14 protein-coding genes are annotated in these 16033 nt (G+C 67.2%); 11 read left to right on the top strand and 3 right to left on the bottom strand.

The window, feature by feature from the left end:
• Positions 1-4: 4 nt before the first annotated feature.
• Positions 5-2152: a PQQ-dependent dehydrogenase, methanol/ethanol family gene (locus tag ACETPF_RS01350; RefSeq protein WP_373932470.1), complete on the top strand. Its 2148-nt coding sequence runs from the start codon at positions 5-7 to the stop codon at positions 2150-2152.
• A 1-nt stretch (position 2153) separates the two neighbouring features.
• On the opposite strand, the gene ACETPF_RS01345 is transcribed toward ACETPF_RS01350, so the two are convergent.
• Positions 2154-2888: a TetR/AcrR family transcriptional regulator gene (locus tag ACETPF_RS01345; protein WP_373932469.1), complete on the bottom strand. Its 735-nt coding sequence runs from the start codon at positions 2886-2888 to the stop codon at positions 2154-2156.
• Between the two features lie 245 nt (positions 2889-3133).
• Between ACETPF_RS01345 and ACETPF_RS01340 the strand changes: the two genes are divergently transcribed.
• On the top strand, positions 3134-5455 hold the full coding sequence (locus tag ACETPF_RS01340) for a TonB-dependent receptor (RefSeq protein WP_373932468.1): 2322 nt from the start codon (positions 3134-3136) through the stop codon (positions 5453-5455).
• Between the two features lie 91 nt (positions 5456-5546).
• Here ACETPF_RS01340 and ACETPF_RS01335 read toward each other — a convergent pair whose 3' ends face one another.
• Complete coding sequence (locus tag ACETPF_RS01335; protein WP_373933038.1) at positions 5547-7046, bottom strand: 2OG-Fe(II) oxygenase family protein; 1500 nt, start codon at positions 7044-7046, stop codon at positions 5547-5549.
• Positions 7047-7063: 17 nt separating this feature from the next.
• Between ACETPF_RS01335 and ACETPF_RS01330 the strand changes: the two genes are divergently transcribed.
• Genes ACETPF_RS01330 through ACETPF_RS01290 form a run of 9 tightly spaced genes read left to right on the top strand, consistent with a single transcriptional unit; the run spans position 7064 to position 15357 of the window.
• The gene (locus ACETPF_RS01330) at positions 7064-7381 is read left to right on the top strand and encodes a putative quinol monooxygenase (protein ID WP_373932467.1); all 318 of its coding nucleotides are present in this window, start codon (positions 7064-7066) and stop codon (positions 7379-7381) included.
• Positions 7378-8157, top strand: a complete 780-nt coding sequence (locus tag ACETPF_RS01325; protein WP_373932466.1) for an SDR family NAD(P)-dependent oxidoreductase — start codon at positions 7378-7380, stop codon at positions 8155-8157. Before ACETPF_RS01330 ends, ACETPF_RS01325 begins: the two co-directional genes overlap by 4 nt.
• Complete coding sequence (locus ACETPF_RS01320; RefSeq protein WP_373932465.1) at positions 8154-8915, top strand: SDR family NAD(P)-dependent oxidoreductase; 762 nt, start codon at positions 8154-8156, stop codon at positions 8913-8915. Before ACETPF_RS01325 ends, ACETPF_RS01320 begins: the two co-directional genes overlap by 4 nt.
• A 28-nt stretch (positions 8916-8943) precedes the next feature.
• A complete protein-coding gene (locus ACETPF_RS01315; protein ID WP_373932464.1) occupies positions 8944-9402 on the top strand; it encodes a cupin domain-containing protein in 459 nt (152 codons plus the stop codon).
• Positions 9399-10694: a M24 family metallopeptidase gene (locus ACETPF_RS01310; protein ID WP_373932463.1), complete on the top strand. Its 1296-nt coding sequence runs from the start codon at positions 9399-9401 to the stop codon at positions 10692-10694. The genes ACETPF_RS01315 and ACETPF_RS01310 overlap by 4 nt, the downstream gene beginning before the upstream one ends.
• Positions 10687-11703, top strand: coding sequence for a thiamine pyrophosphate-dependent dehydrogenase E1 component subunit alpha (locus ACETPF_RS01305; protein WP_373932462.1), 1017 nt, complete (start codon positions 10687-10689; stop codon positions 11701-11703). Before ACETPF_RS01310 ends, ACETPF_RS01305 begins: the two co-directional genes overlap by 8 nt.
• 13 nt (positions 11704-11716) lie before the next feature.
• Positions 11717-12712 (top strand): alpha-ketoacid dehydrogenase subunit beta, encoded by a 996-nt coding sequence (locus ACETPF_RS01300; protein ID WP_373932461.1) that lies wholly within the window; start codon positions 11717-11719, stop codon positions 12710-12712.
• Positions 12713-12729: 17 nt separating this feature from the next.
• Positions 12730-12972 (top strand): biotin/lipoyl-containing protein, encoded by a 243-nt coding sequence (locus ACETPF_RS01295; RefSeq protein WP_373932460.1) that lies wholly within the window; start codon positions 12730-12732, stop codon positions 12970-12972.
• Positions 12973-12990: 18 nt separating this feature from the next.
• Entirely contained in the window at positions 12991-15357 is a 2367-nt protein-coding gene (locus ACETPF_RS01290; protein WP_373932459.1) for a membrane-bound PQQ-dependent dehydrogenase, glucose/quinate/shikimate family, read from the top strand.
• Between the two features lie 3 nt (positions 15358-15360).
• On the opposite strand, the gene ACETPF_RS01285 is transcribed toward ACETPF_RS01290, so the two are convergent.
• The gene (locus tag ACETPF_RS01285; protein WP_373932458.1) at positions 15361-15894 is read right to left on the bottom strand and encodes a VOC family protein; all 534 of its coding nucleotides are present in this window, start codon (positions 15892-15894) and stop codon (positions 15361-15363) included.
• Positions 15895-16033: the final 139 nt, after the last annotated feature.

Below are 16033 nucleotides of genomic sequence, written 5' to 3'. Positions count from 1 at the left end.
CATTATGACGAAGACTGACATGCAGTGGTCCGGCTGCCTTCTGGCTGCCACCCTGTCGATCGTTCTGACGGGCTGTTCCGTGTCGGGAAGGGACGATGTGAGGGCGTCAAAAGGCGCCGAACAATGGGAACGGCAACTTGACGATGCCAGCAACGGCGATGACTGGCCCGCCTTCGGTCGCACCTATGGCGAACAACATTACAGCCCGCTCGACCAGATCAACGCCGATACGGTCAAGGATCTTGGCCTTGTCTGGTCGGTGGACCTGCCGCCCGGCAATCCGGCGACCGGCCCGATCTCCGTCGACGGCACCGTCTATCTCGCCAGCGGCTATTCGGTCGTGCGCGCGATCGATGTCGCGAGCGGCAAGGTCAAATGGACGCATGATCCCAAGGCACCCGAAGCATCAGGCATCCGCCTGCGCCAGGGCTGGGGCAGCCGCGGGATCGCCTACTGGAATCACAAGGTCATCACCGCGACGCAGGACGGGCGTCTGGTCGCGCTCGACGAACGCACCGGACAGCCGATCTGGACGGTCCAGACGCTACCTGACGGCGCGCCCATGTTCATTTCCGGCCCACCGCGCGTGTTCGACGGCAAGGTGATCATCGGCAACGCCGGTTCGGACGAGAGCGCCGTGCGCGGCTTCGTGTCCGCCTTCGACGCGGATACCGGCAAATTCCTGTGGAAATTCTACACCGTTCCAGGCAATCCCGCCAACGGGTTCGAGGACGCCGCGCAGGAAATGGCGGCCAAGACCTGGCATGGCGACTGGTGGACCTATGGCGGCGGCGGGTCGGTCTGGAACGCGATCACCTATGACAAGGCCAATGACCAGATCCTGATCGGCACCGGCAATGGCGCGCCGTGGAACCACAAGATCCGGTCAATGGGGAAGGGTGACAATCTCTTTGTCTGCTCGATTGTCGCGCTCGACGCCAAGACCGGCAAATATAAATGGCATTACCAGATCAATCCCGGCGAAAGCTGGGATTTCAATGCCGCGATGGACATGGAACTGGCCGACCTTACCATCGACGGCAAACCCCGCCAGGTCGTGATGACCGCGCCCAAGAACGGCTTTTACTACGTCATCGACCGCAAGGACGGGAAACTGATTTCCGCCGAGCCGTTCGTCGACGTTACCTGGGCGAAGGGCATCGACCGCAAGACCGGGCGTCCCATCGAAAATCCGGGAATACGCTACGAAAGCGGGCGCACGACATTCCGGCCGACGCCGCTGGGCGCGCACAGCTGGATGCCGATGGCCTACAACCCCAAGGTCAACCTGACCTATATTCCCGCCATCGACCTTCAGGTGACATATGACGATAGCGGCATCACGCGCGAGAACTTCAAGTTCGCGGGCGGCATGGGCCTGTCGCCGGGCGTCGGCTATGCGATCGACGCAGGGGGCAAGGATGTCACCGGCTGGCTGATCGCGTGGGATCCGGTCGCGCAAAAGCCGCGCTGGCGGCTGCCGATGGAAACCCATGGCAATGGCGGCATCATGACGACCGGTGGCCGGCTGGTGTTCCAGGGCCGGCCCGATGGCGGCTTTTCCGCCTATGATGCCGAAAATGGCAAGCGGCTTTGGAATTTCGACGCGCGCGCGGGTGTCGTCGCGCCGCCCATCACCTATCGCTACAAGGGGCGGCAATATGTGACGGTGATCGCCGGGATCGGCACCAGCGTTGGCCTGTTCGGCCCGATGTTCGCCCGATACGGCATCGATTACCGGACGCAGGCGCGCCGCGTGCTGACCTTCGCCATCGGAGGCAAGGGCACGCTGCCCGAGCGCATTCCCTATCAGGCCACCGCTTTTGCCGACCCCGATTTCAAGCCTGACGCCGCGCTCGCCGCGCGGGGCGAGGGGATTTTCGGCGGACGCTGTTCGGTATGCCACGGCATGGGCGCGATCGCGGGTGGCACGGCGCCCGACCTGCGCGGGTCAGAAGCGGTGGCCGATGCGGCGACCTTCGCCGAAATCGTCAGGAATGGCGCGCTCGTGTCGGCGGGTATGCCGCAATTTGCCGAGTTCCGCCCCGACCAGATCGAGGCCATCCGCCAGTATCTGCGGACCCGGGCCGATATCCTGCGCCGTGGTGCGCCCGATCCCATTGCCGGATCGGCGCACAAGAAAGGCGAGTAGATCAGGCGGCCTTGGCCCCCCCACTGGCGGCGGGCCGGGCTGCGGATCGCCGGAGTTGACCGATCTGCCGTTGCGCGGTCGCCAGTCGCCCCATGTAGCGCTCGCGTGCCGGATCGCGCAGCACCAGCGTCGCGGTCTGGAGGAAACAGGCCTGCAATTCCGCGCGGCACAACGCCGCATCGCATTGCCGCAGCGACCAGCGGCGATAGACCAGAAATTCGTGCATCACATGCGTGTCGGTCACCTGATCGAGGTCCAGATCGTCGCGCACCGCGCCCTCATCGCATTGCAGGGCAAGCCACGCGCTGAATCGCGCGCGCGCGACGGAGGTCAACTCGCGCACTTCCAGCTCGCGCGGCTCCGGTGAAAAGACGAAGTCAATGACGACCCGCGCATAGAGGCTGTCGCGCTCCAGTTCGCTGACCATCCAGTCCAGTTCCGCCAGCACCACGTCGAGCGTGTAGGTCGCATTGCGGCGGGCGATATGCGCGCGCACCTCGACCATTCGGTCGATCACGGTCGCGCTGATCACCCCATCCTTGTCCCCGAACAGGCGATACAAGGTGCGCTGGGCAACCCCGGCCTCCTCCGACAGACGACGGATGGTGAGCGCCGCGACCCCGCCTTCGCCGAGCAGCCGGTGCGCGGTGTCGACGATGCGCGCGCGCCGTTCGGCCATCGCCGGGCTGGTGTAGCGGCGGCGCGCGGGCCGCTCTTTCACTGGCTGATCTTGCACTGCACCTTGTTCCTCCGCTGCCCATTCGGCCGGCAATTCCTGTGACTTCTAAGGCGCAGCGGCGAAACGGATCAAGCACATCCGGTCGTGACTTGCTGCATCGCGGAAAAACAAATCAATCATGACTGTTTTTTATCTCTTCACAAAAAGGATCATATGTACTCATTTATGCGGGCCGGTCGAGATCGCCGGTACTGATTCGAACTGCCGCCCACAGAGATGGCAGTCGGTTGGAGGGGAAGAACATGCTCAGCAGGACACATCTGAATTGCGTCTTCAAACCGTTCGCTGCCAGCCTGCTGGCCGGCGTGAGCACGGCCGCGCTGGCGCAGGCCGCGCCCGAACAGGGGGCAGCCGCCCCACAGCAGCAGGTTGGCCTGGAGGACATCGTCGTCACCGCCCGCCGCGTATCCGAATCGCTTCAGGATACGCCGGTCGCCGTCTCCGCCTTCACCTCGGCGGCGATCGAGAACAAGTTCGCGACCGACATCCGCGCGCTCGCCGGTGACGTTCCCAACGTCGTCATCACCAACGTACCCGGTTTCAACGCGGCATCGATCGGCATTCGCGGCCAATCGACGGGCGATATCATCCTGACCTTCGAGCCGGCGGTCGCGGTCGTCGTCGACGATTTCGTCCTCGCCCACGTCCAGACGCAGCTGTTCGACCTGTTCGACATCGAACGGATCGAGGTGCTGCGCGGACCGCAAGGCACGCTGTTCGGCAAGAACACGGTCGGCGGCGTCGTCAACGTCATCACCAAGCGGCCCGAGGCCGGTTTCAGCGGCGAAGTGCGCGTCGGCTATTCGAGCTTCAATACCAAGGATGTGAAGGCCGCGATCAACATCCCCTTGGCCGACAATCTCTATTTCCGGGCGGCCGGCTCCTTCCAGGAAAGCGATGGCTTCTACCGCCTGACCAAGAACAACAATGTCGATGGCATCCAGGGCGTACCCGGCCGTGGCCAGCGCTGGCCCGGCACCCGCTATTTCAGCGGCCGCGCCAAGCTGCTCTGGGAACCTTCGACCGACACCAACATCATGCTGACCTACGAAATGCTGCGCGACCGCGGCGATTCGCCGCCGTCGGTGAACGAAACTCCGCCCGGCTTCCTGTTCGACGTGCTCGGCTTTCCGGGCATCCAGACCACGGGCGCCAGCCCGTTCGACACCGGCACGACGCTGTGCGCGGGATCGGCGATCGCGCCGACCTGCCCCGGCACGCTCGACGGGCACCGGATCGACGTGGATGGCGTCTATCTGCGCGGCGAACATACGGTCGATGGCACCGGCACCTTCACCCTGGTCGGTGGCTGGCGCCGGGTGCGTTCCGCACTGCCGTCCGACTATACCGGCGAGAACGCCTATCTCTTCGTGTCCACGCGGGAGGATACGCGCAAGCAATACAGCCTAGAAGGGCGCTTCAGCTCCGACTTTTCCGATGTGCTGAAGTTCACCGTCGGCGCCATGTATTGGGGCCAGACGCTCGACGCGAACGCGACCAGCTTCCTCGGCTTCCTGCGCTTCCTGGGTGATCCAACCGCGCTGACCGACCCCAACCAGTCGACCGCCAATTACAAGGTCGATTCCTACGCCGTGTTCGGGGAAGCGGAGTATAAGGTCGCCGACCCTTTCTCGGTGTTCCTGGGCGCGCGCTATACCAAGGAGAAGAAGGACTTTTCGGTGCGCCCGCAGGTCCGCCGCTCGGTCATCGCGACGGGCTTCTGGCCCGAATATGGCGACAGCCAGAGCTTCAGCAAACCGACCTTCCGCGCGGGCTATCGCTGGGAAATCGGCCAGGGCATCAACAATTATTTCACCTACAGCCAGGGCTACAAGTCGGGCGGCTATAACGAGCAGGCCATGTCCGCCACCTCGGCGCTGCCGTTCAAGGAAGAGACGGCCGACAGCTTCGAACTGGGGTTCAAGACCGAAACGGCCGATCGCCGCCTGCGCGTCAACATCGCCGCCTTCTACGTCAAATATAATGATCTTCAGCGCGACGCCGTCGTTCCCTTCCTCGATCCCATCACCGGCCTGCCCGGACAGGAAACCCGCACCACCAACGCGGGCAAGGCGGAAGTGAAGGGCATCGAGCTGGAAATCTCGGCCGCGCCGACGCCGGGCCTTACCCTTGGCGCGGCCGTGGGCTGGCAGAAGGCGAAATATAATGAGTTCAGCACCGACGTGAATGGCGACGGCATCAATGACGATGCATCATTCCTGAAATTGCGGAACGCGCCCCGCTGGACCGCCAGCGCCAATGCCCGGTACGAATTCCCGCCGACTTCCTGGGGCACCATGTCGGTCAATGCCGACATCAATTATCAGTCGGAATATGAATCGACGACGCTGAACGCCGATTTTTCGCAGGGTGAGGCGCGGACGCTAGTGGGCGCCAGCATCGGCTGGACCGATCCATCCGAACGCTACCGCGTCGCGGTCTTCGGCCGCAACCTGCTCGACAAGGTCTATCGCGTGTCGGCGAACTCCGTCGCGGGCCTGTTCAACTTCACCAACTATGCGCCCCCTCGCAGCTTCGGCATCGAAGGCGCGGTGAAGTTCTGAGGCGATGGCGGCGGTGCGTTCCCAATGGGCAGGTGGGCAGCACCGCTCCCGCACCCTTCCCCCGGCATATGCCTCGTGCCGGGGGAGGGGCTCATCGCAGGCGGTGCGGCCGGCCGATGCCGGCAGGCACCAGGTCGAACGCGAAGCTCACCCGCTCGCCGCCGGCATCGAAAGGCAGCGTCGCGTGCCAGAGATAGGATGGGAACAGGATCATGCGCCCGGCGCGCGGCCGCAGGACGGTGACCGCACCGCCGCCGCCCAGTTCGGCGGGCAGCATCCCGATGCCGAACGCGCCGGCGTTGCCGCCGTCCCCCTCGTCGAAGGCGGGATAATAGACGCCCGACAGCCAGTTGGGCGCGTGGATATGCGCGCCGACCGCGCCGCCGGGCCGCAGGATCGTGCCCCAGAGCGTCAGCGTCCACAGGTCCGGCATTGCCCGAAGGAAGGGATGGTCGGCGGGCATCGCGCCAAGACGTTCACGCTCCACCGCCAGCCGAGCGCGCGCCACCCCGGCCAGCGCGGCGATGGCGGGGCTGGTGGCGTCGGCCAGTTCGTCGCTCTGCCGCCCGTTGCGCGTCACCAACCCCTCCGGCTCGAAGGTGAGCGAGGGGTGGGCGGCCAGTTCGTCCACCAGCGCGCGGTTGAACGCATCCATGTCTGCAAATCCCGGCACGACGGTCAGGTCGTGCACGGTCACGAACCGATCGAGCGCCATCAGCCGCGCGCGCTCGACCGCATCGCCCAGACAGGTGAGCGCGGCAAGTTTCAGGGCGAGCGGCGTGGTGACGCTGGGTTGCGTCGCGAGCAGGCGGTCGCACACGCCTGTCGCTTCACCCGCCGCGTCGCTGCGGATCAACAGGCGTGCCAGGTTGACGCCCAGCGCATGATTGGGGGCGGCAGGGGCGAACGCGGCGCGCAGCACGCCCGCACCCCCATCAGTATCGCCCAGCCCCTCCAGCAACAGCGCCAACTGGTTGGCGGCGCGAACATGGCCGGGCTCGCGGCGCAGGATGGCCGCGAGCAGGTCGCGCGCCTCCTGCGCGGCCCCCAACCGGGCGAGCGCGTCGGCCAGGTTGATGATCGTGTCGACATGCCCCGGCCGTGCGGCCAGCGACCGCCGATAGCTTGTGATCGCCCGGTCGGTCTCGCCCGTCCGCGCCAGCGCCACGCCGAGGTTGGTGAGCGCGTCGGGATGGTCTCCCGCCTCAGCCAGCACGGCGATCGCGTCGTCCAGCCGGTCCATCGCGATCAGGCAAGACCCCATGTTGGCGAGCGTCGCAGCATGGCCGGGGCGCAGGCGCAGCGCTTCTTCGAACACGCGGCACGCCTGCGCGAACGCCCCGCCATTCTTGAGCGCCACGGCCAGGTTCTGTTGCCGCGCCGGATTGGCTGGATTGCCCTCGCACGCCTGCTGGAAGGCCAGGATCGCCGCCGGGCCATCCCCGGTCCGCTGCGCCACGATCCCCGCCAGCGTCAGCGCGTCGGGATCGCCCGGACGGTCGGCCAGCAGCCGCTCGACCAGCGGCCGGGCGGCGGCGGGGTCCGGCCCCTGCGCGATCCGCGCCGCATCCTTCAGCACATCCCCCCACATCACGAAAGGTCCTTCCTATGATTGGCGTCATCATGCATGTCCGTACCAAGCCGGACAAGACCGACGACTTCATCGCGCTCACGACCCAGCTTCAGCGCGACGTGCGCGCCAACGAACCCGACACGCTGCTGTTCCAGGTGCTGCGGTCGCGGGAAGACCCCCATGTCTTCGCCTTCATGGAACTGTTCACCTCGCACGAGGCGCGCAAGGCCCATGCGCAGCAGCCCTATCATGTCGCCATGTCGGCGGCGGGCTATGCCTGCCTTGACGGTGACCCTGATATTCGCGCCTTCGATCCGCTGGGCGAGCCCGCGTTCGCGGGAGCGGCCGCATGAGCGGCGTGCTGGCGGGCCGCGTCGCCCTCGTCACCGGCTGCACCGGCGGCATCGGCAGTGAAATCTCGCGCCAGCTGGCGGGCGCGGGGGCGACCGTCGTCGGCGCCGACCTGCCCTCCGGACGGGGCGGCTGGGACGCGGGCCAGTATCTCTCGCTCGACGTCACCGACGAAGCCTCGTGGCAGGCGGCGATCGCCTCGGTCGAACAGACGCACGGGAAGCTCGACATCCTCGTCCACGTCGCGGGCATCGTCGTCGTTGAAAAGATGGAAAACACCAGCATCGAACAATGGCGCAAGCAGATGGCGGTCAATGTCGATGGCGTGTTCCTGGGAACCAAGGTTGCGACGCAACTGCTCCGCCGGTCGGGCGAGGCGCTGCCCCATGGCGCGTCGGTCATCGTGATCGCGTCGGTCGCGGGCAAGATCGGGTCGCCGCTGCATGTCGGCTATTGCACGTCGAAGGGCGCCGCCACCCTGTTCGTCAAGGCGTGCGCGATGGAGTTTTCCGCGCTCAAATACAAGATCCGCGTCAATTCCGTCCATCCCAGCGGGGTCAAGACCGGGATGGTCGACCATATCCTGCAACGCATCGTCGACAACGGCTTTGCCGGCAGCGTCGAGGAAGCCGCCGCCGGCCTTGCTCCGGCGCATCCCATCGGTCGGATGGCGGACCCGATCGACATCGCCAAGACCGTGCGCTTCCTGGCGTCCGACGATGCCGGCTACATGCACGGCTCTGAACTAATCGTCGACGGCGGGTTCACCGCGCAATGACCGGCCTTGCAGGAAAGCTCGCGCTGGTCACTGGCGGGACGAGCGGCATCGGCGCGGCCGTCTCGGCGCAACTGGTGCGATCGGGCGCGCGGGTCGCCGTGCTCTCGAACGCGCCGCAGGCCGAACTGGACGAAGCCGTCGCCGCCGGGCGGATCGTCGTCGGGCACCATGTCGACATTGCGGACGCGCAGGCGGTGGCGGCCGCAACCGCCGCGATCGAACAGGCGCTCGGCCCCGTCACCTTGCTCGTCAACAATGCCGCCATGTGGGCGCCCAACCCCGTGCCCGACAGCCCGATCGCCCTGTTCGACCGGCATATCGACGTCAATCTCAAGGGCAGCTTCTATGTGACCCAATCGGTGCTGCCCGGCATGATCGAAGCGGGCGGCGGCGCGATCGTCTTCATCGGATCGGTCAGCGGCACGGCCGGGCGGGCGGGCGACAGCGCCTATAGCGCGTCGAAGGCGGGCGTCGCCATGCTGGCGCGCACGCTGGCGGCGGAACTGGGGCCGCGGGGCATCCGCATCAACTGCGTCTGTCCCGGCGCGGTCGCGACGCCGCTCACCGCCGGGCTGCGCAAGCCCGAGGGCGAACAGGCGATCGCCGCCCTGATGGACGGCCATCCCAGCCCCCGCCGCCAATTCTTCATGGACCCCGAACAGATCGCCGATCTCGTCTGCTTCCTGCTGGAGGACCGGTCGAGCGCGGTGCACGGCGCCGTCATCGCCGCCGACGAAGGACTGACCGCCACCATGTAACGCCAGCCACTGGCAGGAGGAGAGCATCATGACGACCGCGCACGACGCCGGAAAGACCGGCGACCTCATCGTCAACATCAAGGATTGCCGCCCGGTCACGCTGGGCGCGGGCACCACCATCCGGCTGCTGCGCTACAGCGAGGAGACGGGCGACTGGGTGCTGTGGGTGCAGATGGAGCCGGGCGCGACCTTCGCCCCACACTGGCATCTGGGCCATGGCCAGTATTTCGTGACCAAGGGCGAGCTGATCTACGACGTCGGGTCCGCGCCGGCGGGCACCTATGGCTATGAACCCATCGGCTCGCGCCACAGCGAGGCGCGCTGCGAGGAGCCGACCGAATATCTGTTCATGGGCCATGGCGCGGTCGCCTTCACCGATGAGGATGGCGGCATCCGCTTCATCCTCAACCACGAATATCTGCGCGACGTGGCGCGGGGCGACATTGCGTCCGATATTTCCAACGACGCGATGGAGGAGGCGGCATGACCCCCGCGACCAATCCGCGCGCCGACCGGCTGCGCGCGATGATGGCGGCCGAGGGGCTGGACGCCGTGGTGCTCAGCCATCCACATGACGTGCGCTATGCCACCGGCTACCATTCGGTCCTCGAACGCTGGGGCCAGATGGAGGCGATGGCCGCCGCGATCGTCTATGCCGACCCGGCAAAGCCGCTGACGCTCGTCATTCCGGAGGCCAATCTGGGCCTCGTCGCGGTGCTCAATCGCGACGGGCCGACCTGCACCTTCGGCGAGATCCGCACTTTCGACATGCTCAATTTCTGCGAGGTCAGCCGCTACATCGACCCCGACCGGCCAGTCACGCGCCTTGCCGAAGATGCCGGCAGCCTCATCGGCACGATCGCGGGCGCCTGCCAGAGCGACATCGTGGCCGCGATCGCGTCGGGCCTGTCGGATCACGGCATGGCGGGGTGCGTCATCGGCTTCGACGAACATCGCGTGTCGGCCCGCATCGCCCCCGCTATGCCGCATGACCATCGCGACTTGCTCGACTTCATGATGCGCGTGCGCGTCGTCAAGACGGCGGAGGAACTCGACCGCTATCGCAAGGTCGGGCGCATCGCCGATGCGATCATCGACCATGCCGGGTCGCTGCTGCACGAGGGCGCGGACTGGAACGACGTGCAGGCGCGCATCTGCGACTTCATGGTCCGCAACCAGGTCATCCCGGTGGACGAGGGCGCGATGCTGTTCGGCGGCGCCTATGAGGCGGACGACTTCATCCCCGACCTGTTCCGCACGCGCGGCAATCGCACGCTGCGGCGCGGCGATATCGTGATCCTGGAAACGCAGGGCATCCATGACGGCTTCTGGGTCGACATCAACCGCACCGCCGTCATCGGCCCGCCCAGCGACGCCTATCGCGCGCAGCACGACATCCTGCGCGATGCGTTCCTCAAGATGGTGGATCATCTGCGCCCCGGCGTCTCGACCGCCGACCTGCCCCGGATCGGCCACGACCATCTCGCCGCGCATGGCGTCGCCACGCCCGAAAAGCTGCTCGTGGTCGCGCATGGCATCGGCCTCATGCCGCTCGAAATCCCGCTTCCCTATCCCGCTGCCGGCCTGTCGGGCGTCAAGCAGGGCTTCGTCATGGAGGAAAATATGCTGATCTCGCTCGACAGCCTGTATTTCGGCGCGAAACTTGGACCCTGCCATATGGAGAATGTCTACGCGATCACCGCCCATGGCGCGGAGCCGATGTACGCCGCCCCGCTCGCCCTGATCGAGGCACCCGTGCGGGAGATGGCGCATGTCTGACGGCGTGGCCCGGATCGGCGACAATGACCGCCGCCTCGAAAAATATCGCCGGATGCAGCGCATCCGCCAGTTCGAGACGAAGGCGGAAACCATCCATGCCGCCGGCGAAATCCCCGGCGCGCTCCACACCTATGCCGGGATGGAGGCGTCGGGCGTCGGCGCGTGCATGGCGCTGCGCGAGGACGACTATATGGTCGGCAACCATCGCAGCCACGGCCATCCCATCGCCAAGGGTGCGGCGCTGCGCCCGTTGATGGCCGAACTGCTGGGCAAGGTGACGGGCATCTGCCAGGGGAAGGGCGGGTCGATGCACCTGTCCGACTTTTCGGTCGGAAGCCTGGGCGAAACGAGCATCGTGGGATCGGGCGGCCCGGTCGCGGCCGGCGCGGCGCTCGGCGCCAAGCTTCAGGGCCTCGATCGCGTGGCGCTCTGCTTCTTCGGCGATGGCGCGTCGAGCGAGGGCGCGATCCACGAGGCGATGAACCTGGCGGCTGTCTGGCAGCTGCCCGCGATCTTCGTGTGCGAAAATAACCGGTTCGGCATGTCGACGCCGACCAGCGCGGCGGTCGCGGGCGCCAATGTCGCCGATCGCGCGCATGGCTATGGCATTCCCGGCGTCATTGTCGACGGCCAGGATGTCGACGCGGTCGAACAGGCGGTGCGCGAGGCGGTGGACCGCGCCCGCGCGGGCAAGGGGCCGACGCTGGTCGAGACCAAGACCTACCGCTATGCCGACCACGCGGTGAACATGGGCCGCGACCTGACGCCGCGCGGTCCCGAACATGACGAATGGGTGGGGCGCGATCCCATCTCGCTCTACCGCGCGCGGCTGCTGGCCGACGGGGTGCCGGACGACACGCTCGACGCGATCGACGCGGCCGTTGCGCAGGAGGTCGCCGACGCGCTCAGCTTCGCCCGCGAGAGCGCCTATCCGACCTTCGAGGAAGCGTTCGACCATGTCTTCGTCGATCGCCTGCCCATCCCCGACGATGTGCGCGCGCACGCCTGATCAGGAGAAGACCATGCCCAAGATCACATTTCTCGAAGCGATCCAGCAGGCGCAGGCGGAAGAACTGGCGCGTGACCCCCGCGTGTTCATGATGGGGGAGGATATCCGGTGCAACGTGTTCGGCACCACCACCGGCTTTGTCGAACGCTTCGGCGAGGAACGCATCCGCGACACGCCGATCTCCGAAAACGGCTTCATCGGCGCGGCCGGCGGCGCGGCGATGGTGGGGATGCGGCCGATCGTCGATGCGACCCTGTCCTCCTTCCTCTATCCCGCGATGGACCAGATCTGCTCGATCATCGCCAAGTCGCGCTATATCTATGGCGGCCAGGCGAAGCTGCCGCTCGTGATCCGTTCCTGCATGTTCTACGGCAATTCGAACGCGGCGCAGCACAGCGACCGGCCCTATTCGATGTTCATGAACATGCCGGGGCTCAAGATCATCGTGCCGTCCGACCCGGCCGATATGAAGGGGCTGCTGAAATCGGCGGTGCGCGACGATGACCCGGTGCTCTGTTTCGAGGACGGCACCTGCTGGATGGCCAAGGCCGACGTCCCCGACGATCCCGATTTCCTCGTGCCGCTAGGCAAGGGCGACGTGAAGCGCGAAGGCAGCGACCTCACCATCGTCGCGATCGCGGGCGGCGTGCCGATCGCGCTCAAGGCCGCGCGCCAGTTGCAGGCGGAAGGGATCTCGGCCGAGGTCATCGACCCGCGCACGCTCGTCCCGCTCGACCGCGACCTCATCCTGCGGTCGGTGCGCAAGACCGGGCGGGCGATCTGCGTCGATCCCGCGCACCGCAGTTGCAGCGCGGCGAGCGAGATCGCCGCGACCATCGTGGAGGATGCGTTCGACGCCCTGCGCGCGCCGGTGGTGCGGGTGACGACGCCCGACACGCACTTGCCCTTCAGCCCGCTCATCGAAAAGCCGCTCTATCCCACGGTCGAGCGGATCATCGACGCGGCCCGCCGCATCGTCGGCGCGCCGGTCGCGCCCGAACACGCCTGAACAGGAAAAGGACCGACATGGCCGAACATATCGTGGTGCTGCCCCAATATGGCATGGGGATGCAGGATGGGGAAATCGTCCGCTGGATGAAGGCGGTCGGCGACAGCGTGGCCGAGGGCGAGACGCTGGTGGAGGTGGAAGCGGCCAAGACCACGGTCGAGGTGCCCGCACCCGTCGCCGGCACGCTGACCCGCCTCATCGCCGCAGAGGGCGAGACGGTCGATGTCCGCGCGCCGATCGCCGTGATCGAAACGGCCTGAGCGGGCGGGGCTGGGGACATGGGACCGGGCGTCAAACCGAAACGGCCGTGGCGCTGGCCGCGCTGGACGCTGGGCGCCGTGCTGCTGCTCATCGGCGGCGGGCTGGCGCTCGGCGGCGGCTGGCTGCTGCGCCTGGGCGGATCGCCCTATTATCTGATCGCCGGCTTGGCCTGCGCGCTGGCCGGGGTGCTGGTCGCGCGCGGCGACCGAAGGGGCCTGTGGCTCTATGCCGCGATGCTGGGCGGCACGCTGCTCTGGGCGCTGTGGGAAGTGGGCGGGCAATTCTGGCAGCTGCTGCCGCGTCTCGCTGGTCCGGCGGTCATCGGCCTCCTCCTCGCCCTGCCGCCGGTGCGCCGAGCGATCACGGCGGCGGCCGACGGCGTGACCCGGCGGGCGTGCGGCGCAGTGGCGCTGGCGTGCCTCATGACCCTGGGCGTCAGCTTCGCGCTGGTGCCCGTTTTTGACGTGCAGCCCGCTCGGGCGGACAGCGAAGCGGACGGTCAGACGGCACTGTCCGACAATGCGCCGCGCGACTGGCGCGCCTATGGCGGCACGGCGGGCGGGCTGCGCCGTTCGGGCGCGGCGCAGATCACCCCGGCCAACGTCGCCAGCCTCGCCCCCGCCTGGACGTTCGAGACGGGCGACACGCGCGCCAAGCGGCCGGAGATCACGTCGATCAGCTTCATGGCGACGCCGCTGATGGTCGACGATCATGTCTATCTTTGTTCGCCCACGGGCAAGGTGTTCGCGCTCGACGCCGATAGCGGCCGGCAAATCTGGATGCGCGACCCCAGGACGAAGATCGGCAATGCGCAGATGCTCAATTGCCGGGGCGTATCCTATCACGCCGATCCGGCGGCGCGGGGCATCTGCGCTGGGCGGATCATCAGCATGACGGTCGACGGCCGGCTGCTGGCGAGCGACGCGCGCACCGGGCGGCCCTGTCCCGATTTCGGGCGCAATGGCGCCATCAACCTCAACGAAGGGCTGGGCGCGACCGATCCGCTGCGCTCCTACACCTCCTCGCCGCCCGCGATCGTGGGCGATGTCGCGATCCTCGGCTCCTATGTCCGCGACAATTTCGACCGCAACGATCCCTCCGGCGTGGTGCGCGCGTTCGATGTGCGGACCGGGCGGCTGCTCTGGGGCTGGGACAGCGGCCGGCCCGACGACGCACCGATGCCGGGGCCGGGCGAAAGCTGGACGCGCGGGTCGGTCAACGCCTGGAGCGTGTTCAGCGCGGACCCGGCGCTCGGCCTCGTCTACCTGCCTACCGGCAACGCCACCCCTGACCATGTGGGGACGCACCGGTCGCCGATGCTCGAACGCTATGCCAGCTCTGTCGTCGCGCTCGATGTGCGGACGGGGCGGGTGCGCTGGCATTTCCAGACGGTGCGCCACGATATCTGGGACTATGACGTCCCCGCGCAGCCGGTGCTGTTCGACTATCGCGTGAACGGACGCATGGTCCCCGCGCTCGCCGCGCCGACGAAGCAGGGCGACATCTACATCCTCGATCGCGCCACCGGCCGGCCGCTGACTCCGATCGTCGAACAGCGCGTGCCGCGCGGGTCGATTCCGGGCGAACGCTATGCCGCCACCCAGCCGCGCGTCAAAGGCTTCGCCTCCTTCACCCCCGCCGACCTCACCGAAGCGGACATGTGGGGCGCGACGCCGATCGACCAGCTGTGGTGCCGCATCCGGTTACGCTCGCTTGATTACAAGGGACTGTTCACCCCGCCGTCGGAACGCGGGACGCTGCAATGGCCGGGCACGTTCGGCGTCCTCAACTGGGGCAGCGTCAGCATCGATCCCGTCCGGCGGCTGATGATCGTCAACGCCGCCGCCATCCCGCAGGAGGCGCGCCTGTTCCGCCATGGCAGCAACAGCGACCGGCCGGCGCTGGCGAAGGATTCGCACGCGCCCGGCTACCTGCCGCAACTGGGGACCGATTATGGCGTCAGCCTGCTGCCCATGCTCTCCCCGCTCGGCATCCCGTGCGAAGCGCCGCCCTGGGGGAAGATCGCGGCGGTCGACCTCGACACGGGGCGGCTGGCGTGGCAGCGGACCTTCGGCACCACCGCCGATACCGCGCCGCTCGGGCTGGCGGTGCCCGGCGCGTTCAATCTGGGCGGATCGGTCAATACGGCAAGCGGCCTGACCTTCATCGGCGCGGCGCTCGACAATCATCTGCGCGCGTTCGATACCGCAAGCGGGCGGGAGCTGTGGCGCGGACGGTTGCCGGCGGGCGGGCAGGCGACGCCGATCACCTATGTGTCGCGCCGCACCGGGCGGCAATATGTGGTCATCGCCGCGGGCGGCCATGCCTATATGGGGACGACGCCCGGCGACCATGTCGTCGCCTTCGCGCTGCCCCCGCGTTAGGGGTCAGAGCGCGCGGCGCGGCCGGCTGCCGTCCCAGGTGGCGGCGGCGGCCCTGATCTCGTCGAACAGGGCGATCATCGGCGGCAGCGGCGCGATCAGCTCGATCAGCGGCCCGTCGCCGCCCCGGCTGGTGTCGAGATAGGCGAAGCGCGAGAGCGGCAGGCTTCCTTCCAGCACGATCCGCACGCCCGCGCCCCGCGCATGGGCGACCGCCGCGTCATAATCCTCCACCCATGTGCCCAGATGATGCACGCCGCTGCGCCCGCTTGCCAGAAAGTCGCTATAGGTCGAGCGCGCGCTGCCCGGCTGGATCAGTTCGATCATCGTGTCGCCGCTGTAGCTGACCGCGACCCCGCCGAAGATCGGATGGTCGGGCGGCACCGGCACCCCGTCCACCGCCAGCGTGTCGCAGCCCAGCGGCACGGGAAACTCGTAGAAGGGACCGACGCCGATCATGTCCGTCCAGTAATCGATCGCAGCATCGATGTCCGGCACGACGTAGGCGACCTGGAACGTGCGGCCATATAAACGGCTCATGGTCTTTCCTCTCCCGATTGGCCGCATGTGCGACGAATGCACCAAGCAGCCTCTTGCGCTCCGATTAAAAACAGTCATGATTGTTTTGTCAAAATTGTCCACCGAAAATGCGGATTCGCGTCCTGCCGCCTGTCGGCGT

This window comes from Sphingobium agrisoli (genome assembly GCF_041877245.1).
In the GTDB taxonomy this organism is placed as follows: domain Bacteria; phylum Pseudomonadota; class Alphaproteobacteria; order Sphingomonadales; family Sphingomonadaceae; genus Sphingobium.
Note: the sequence above shows the minus strand (reverse complement) of the source record. Positions and strands in the feature narration are given on the sequence as shown.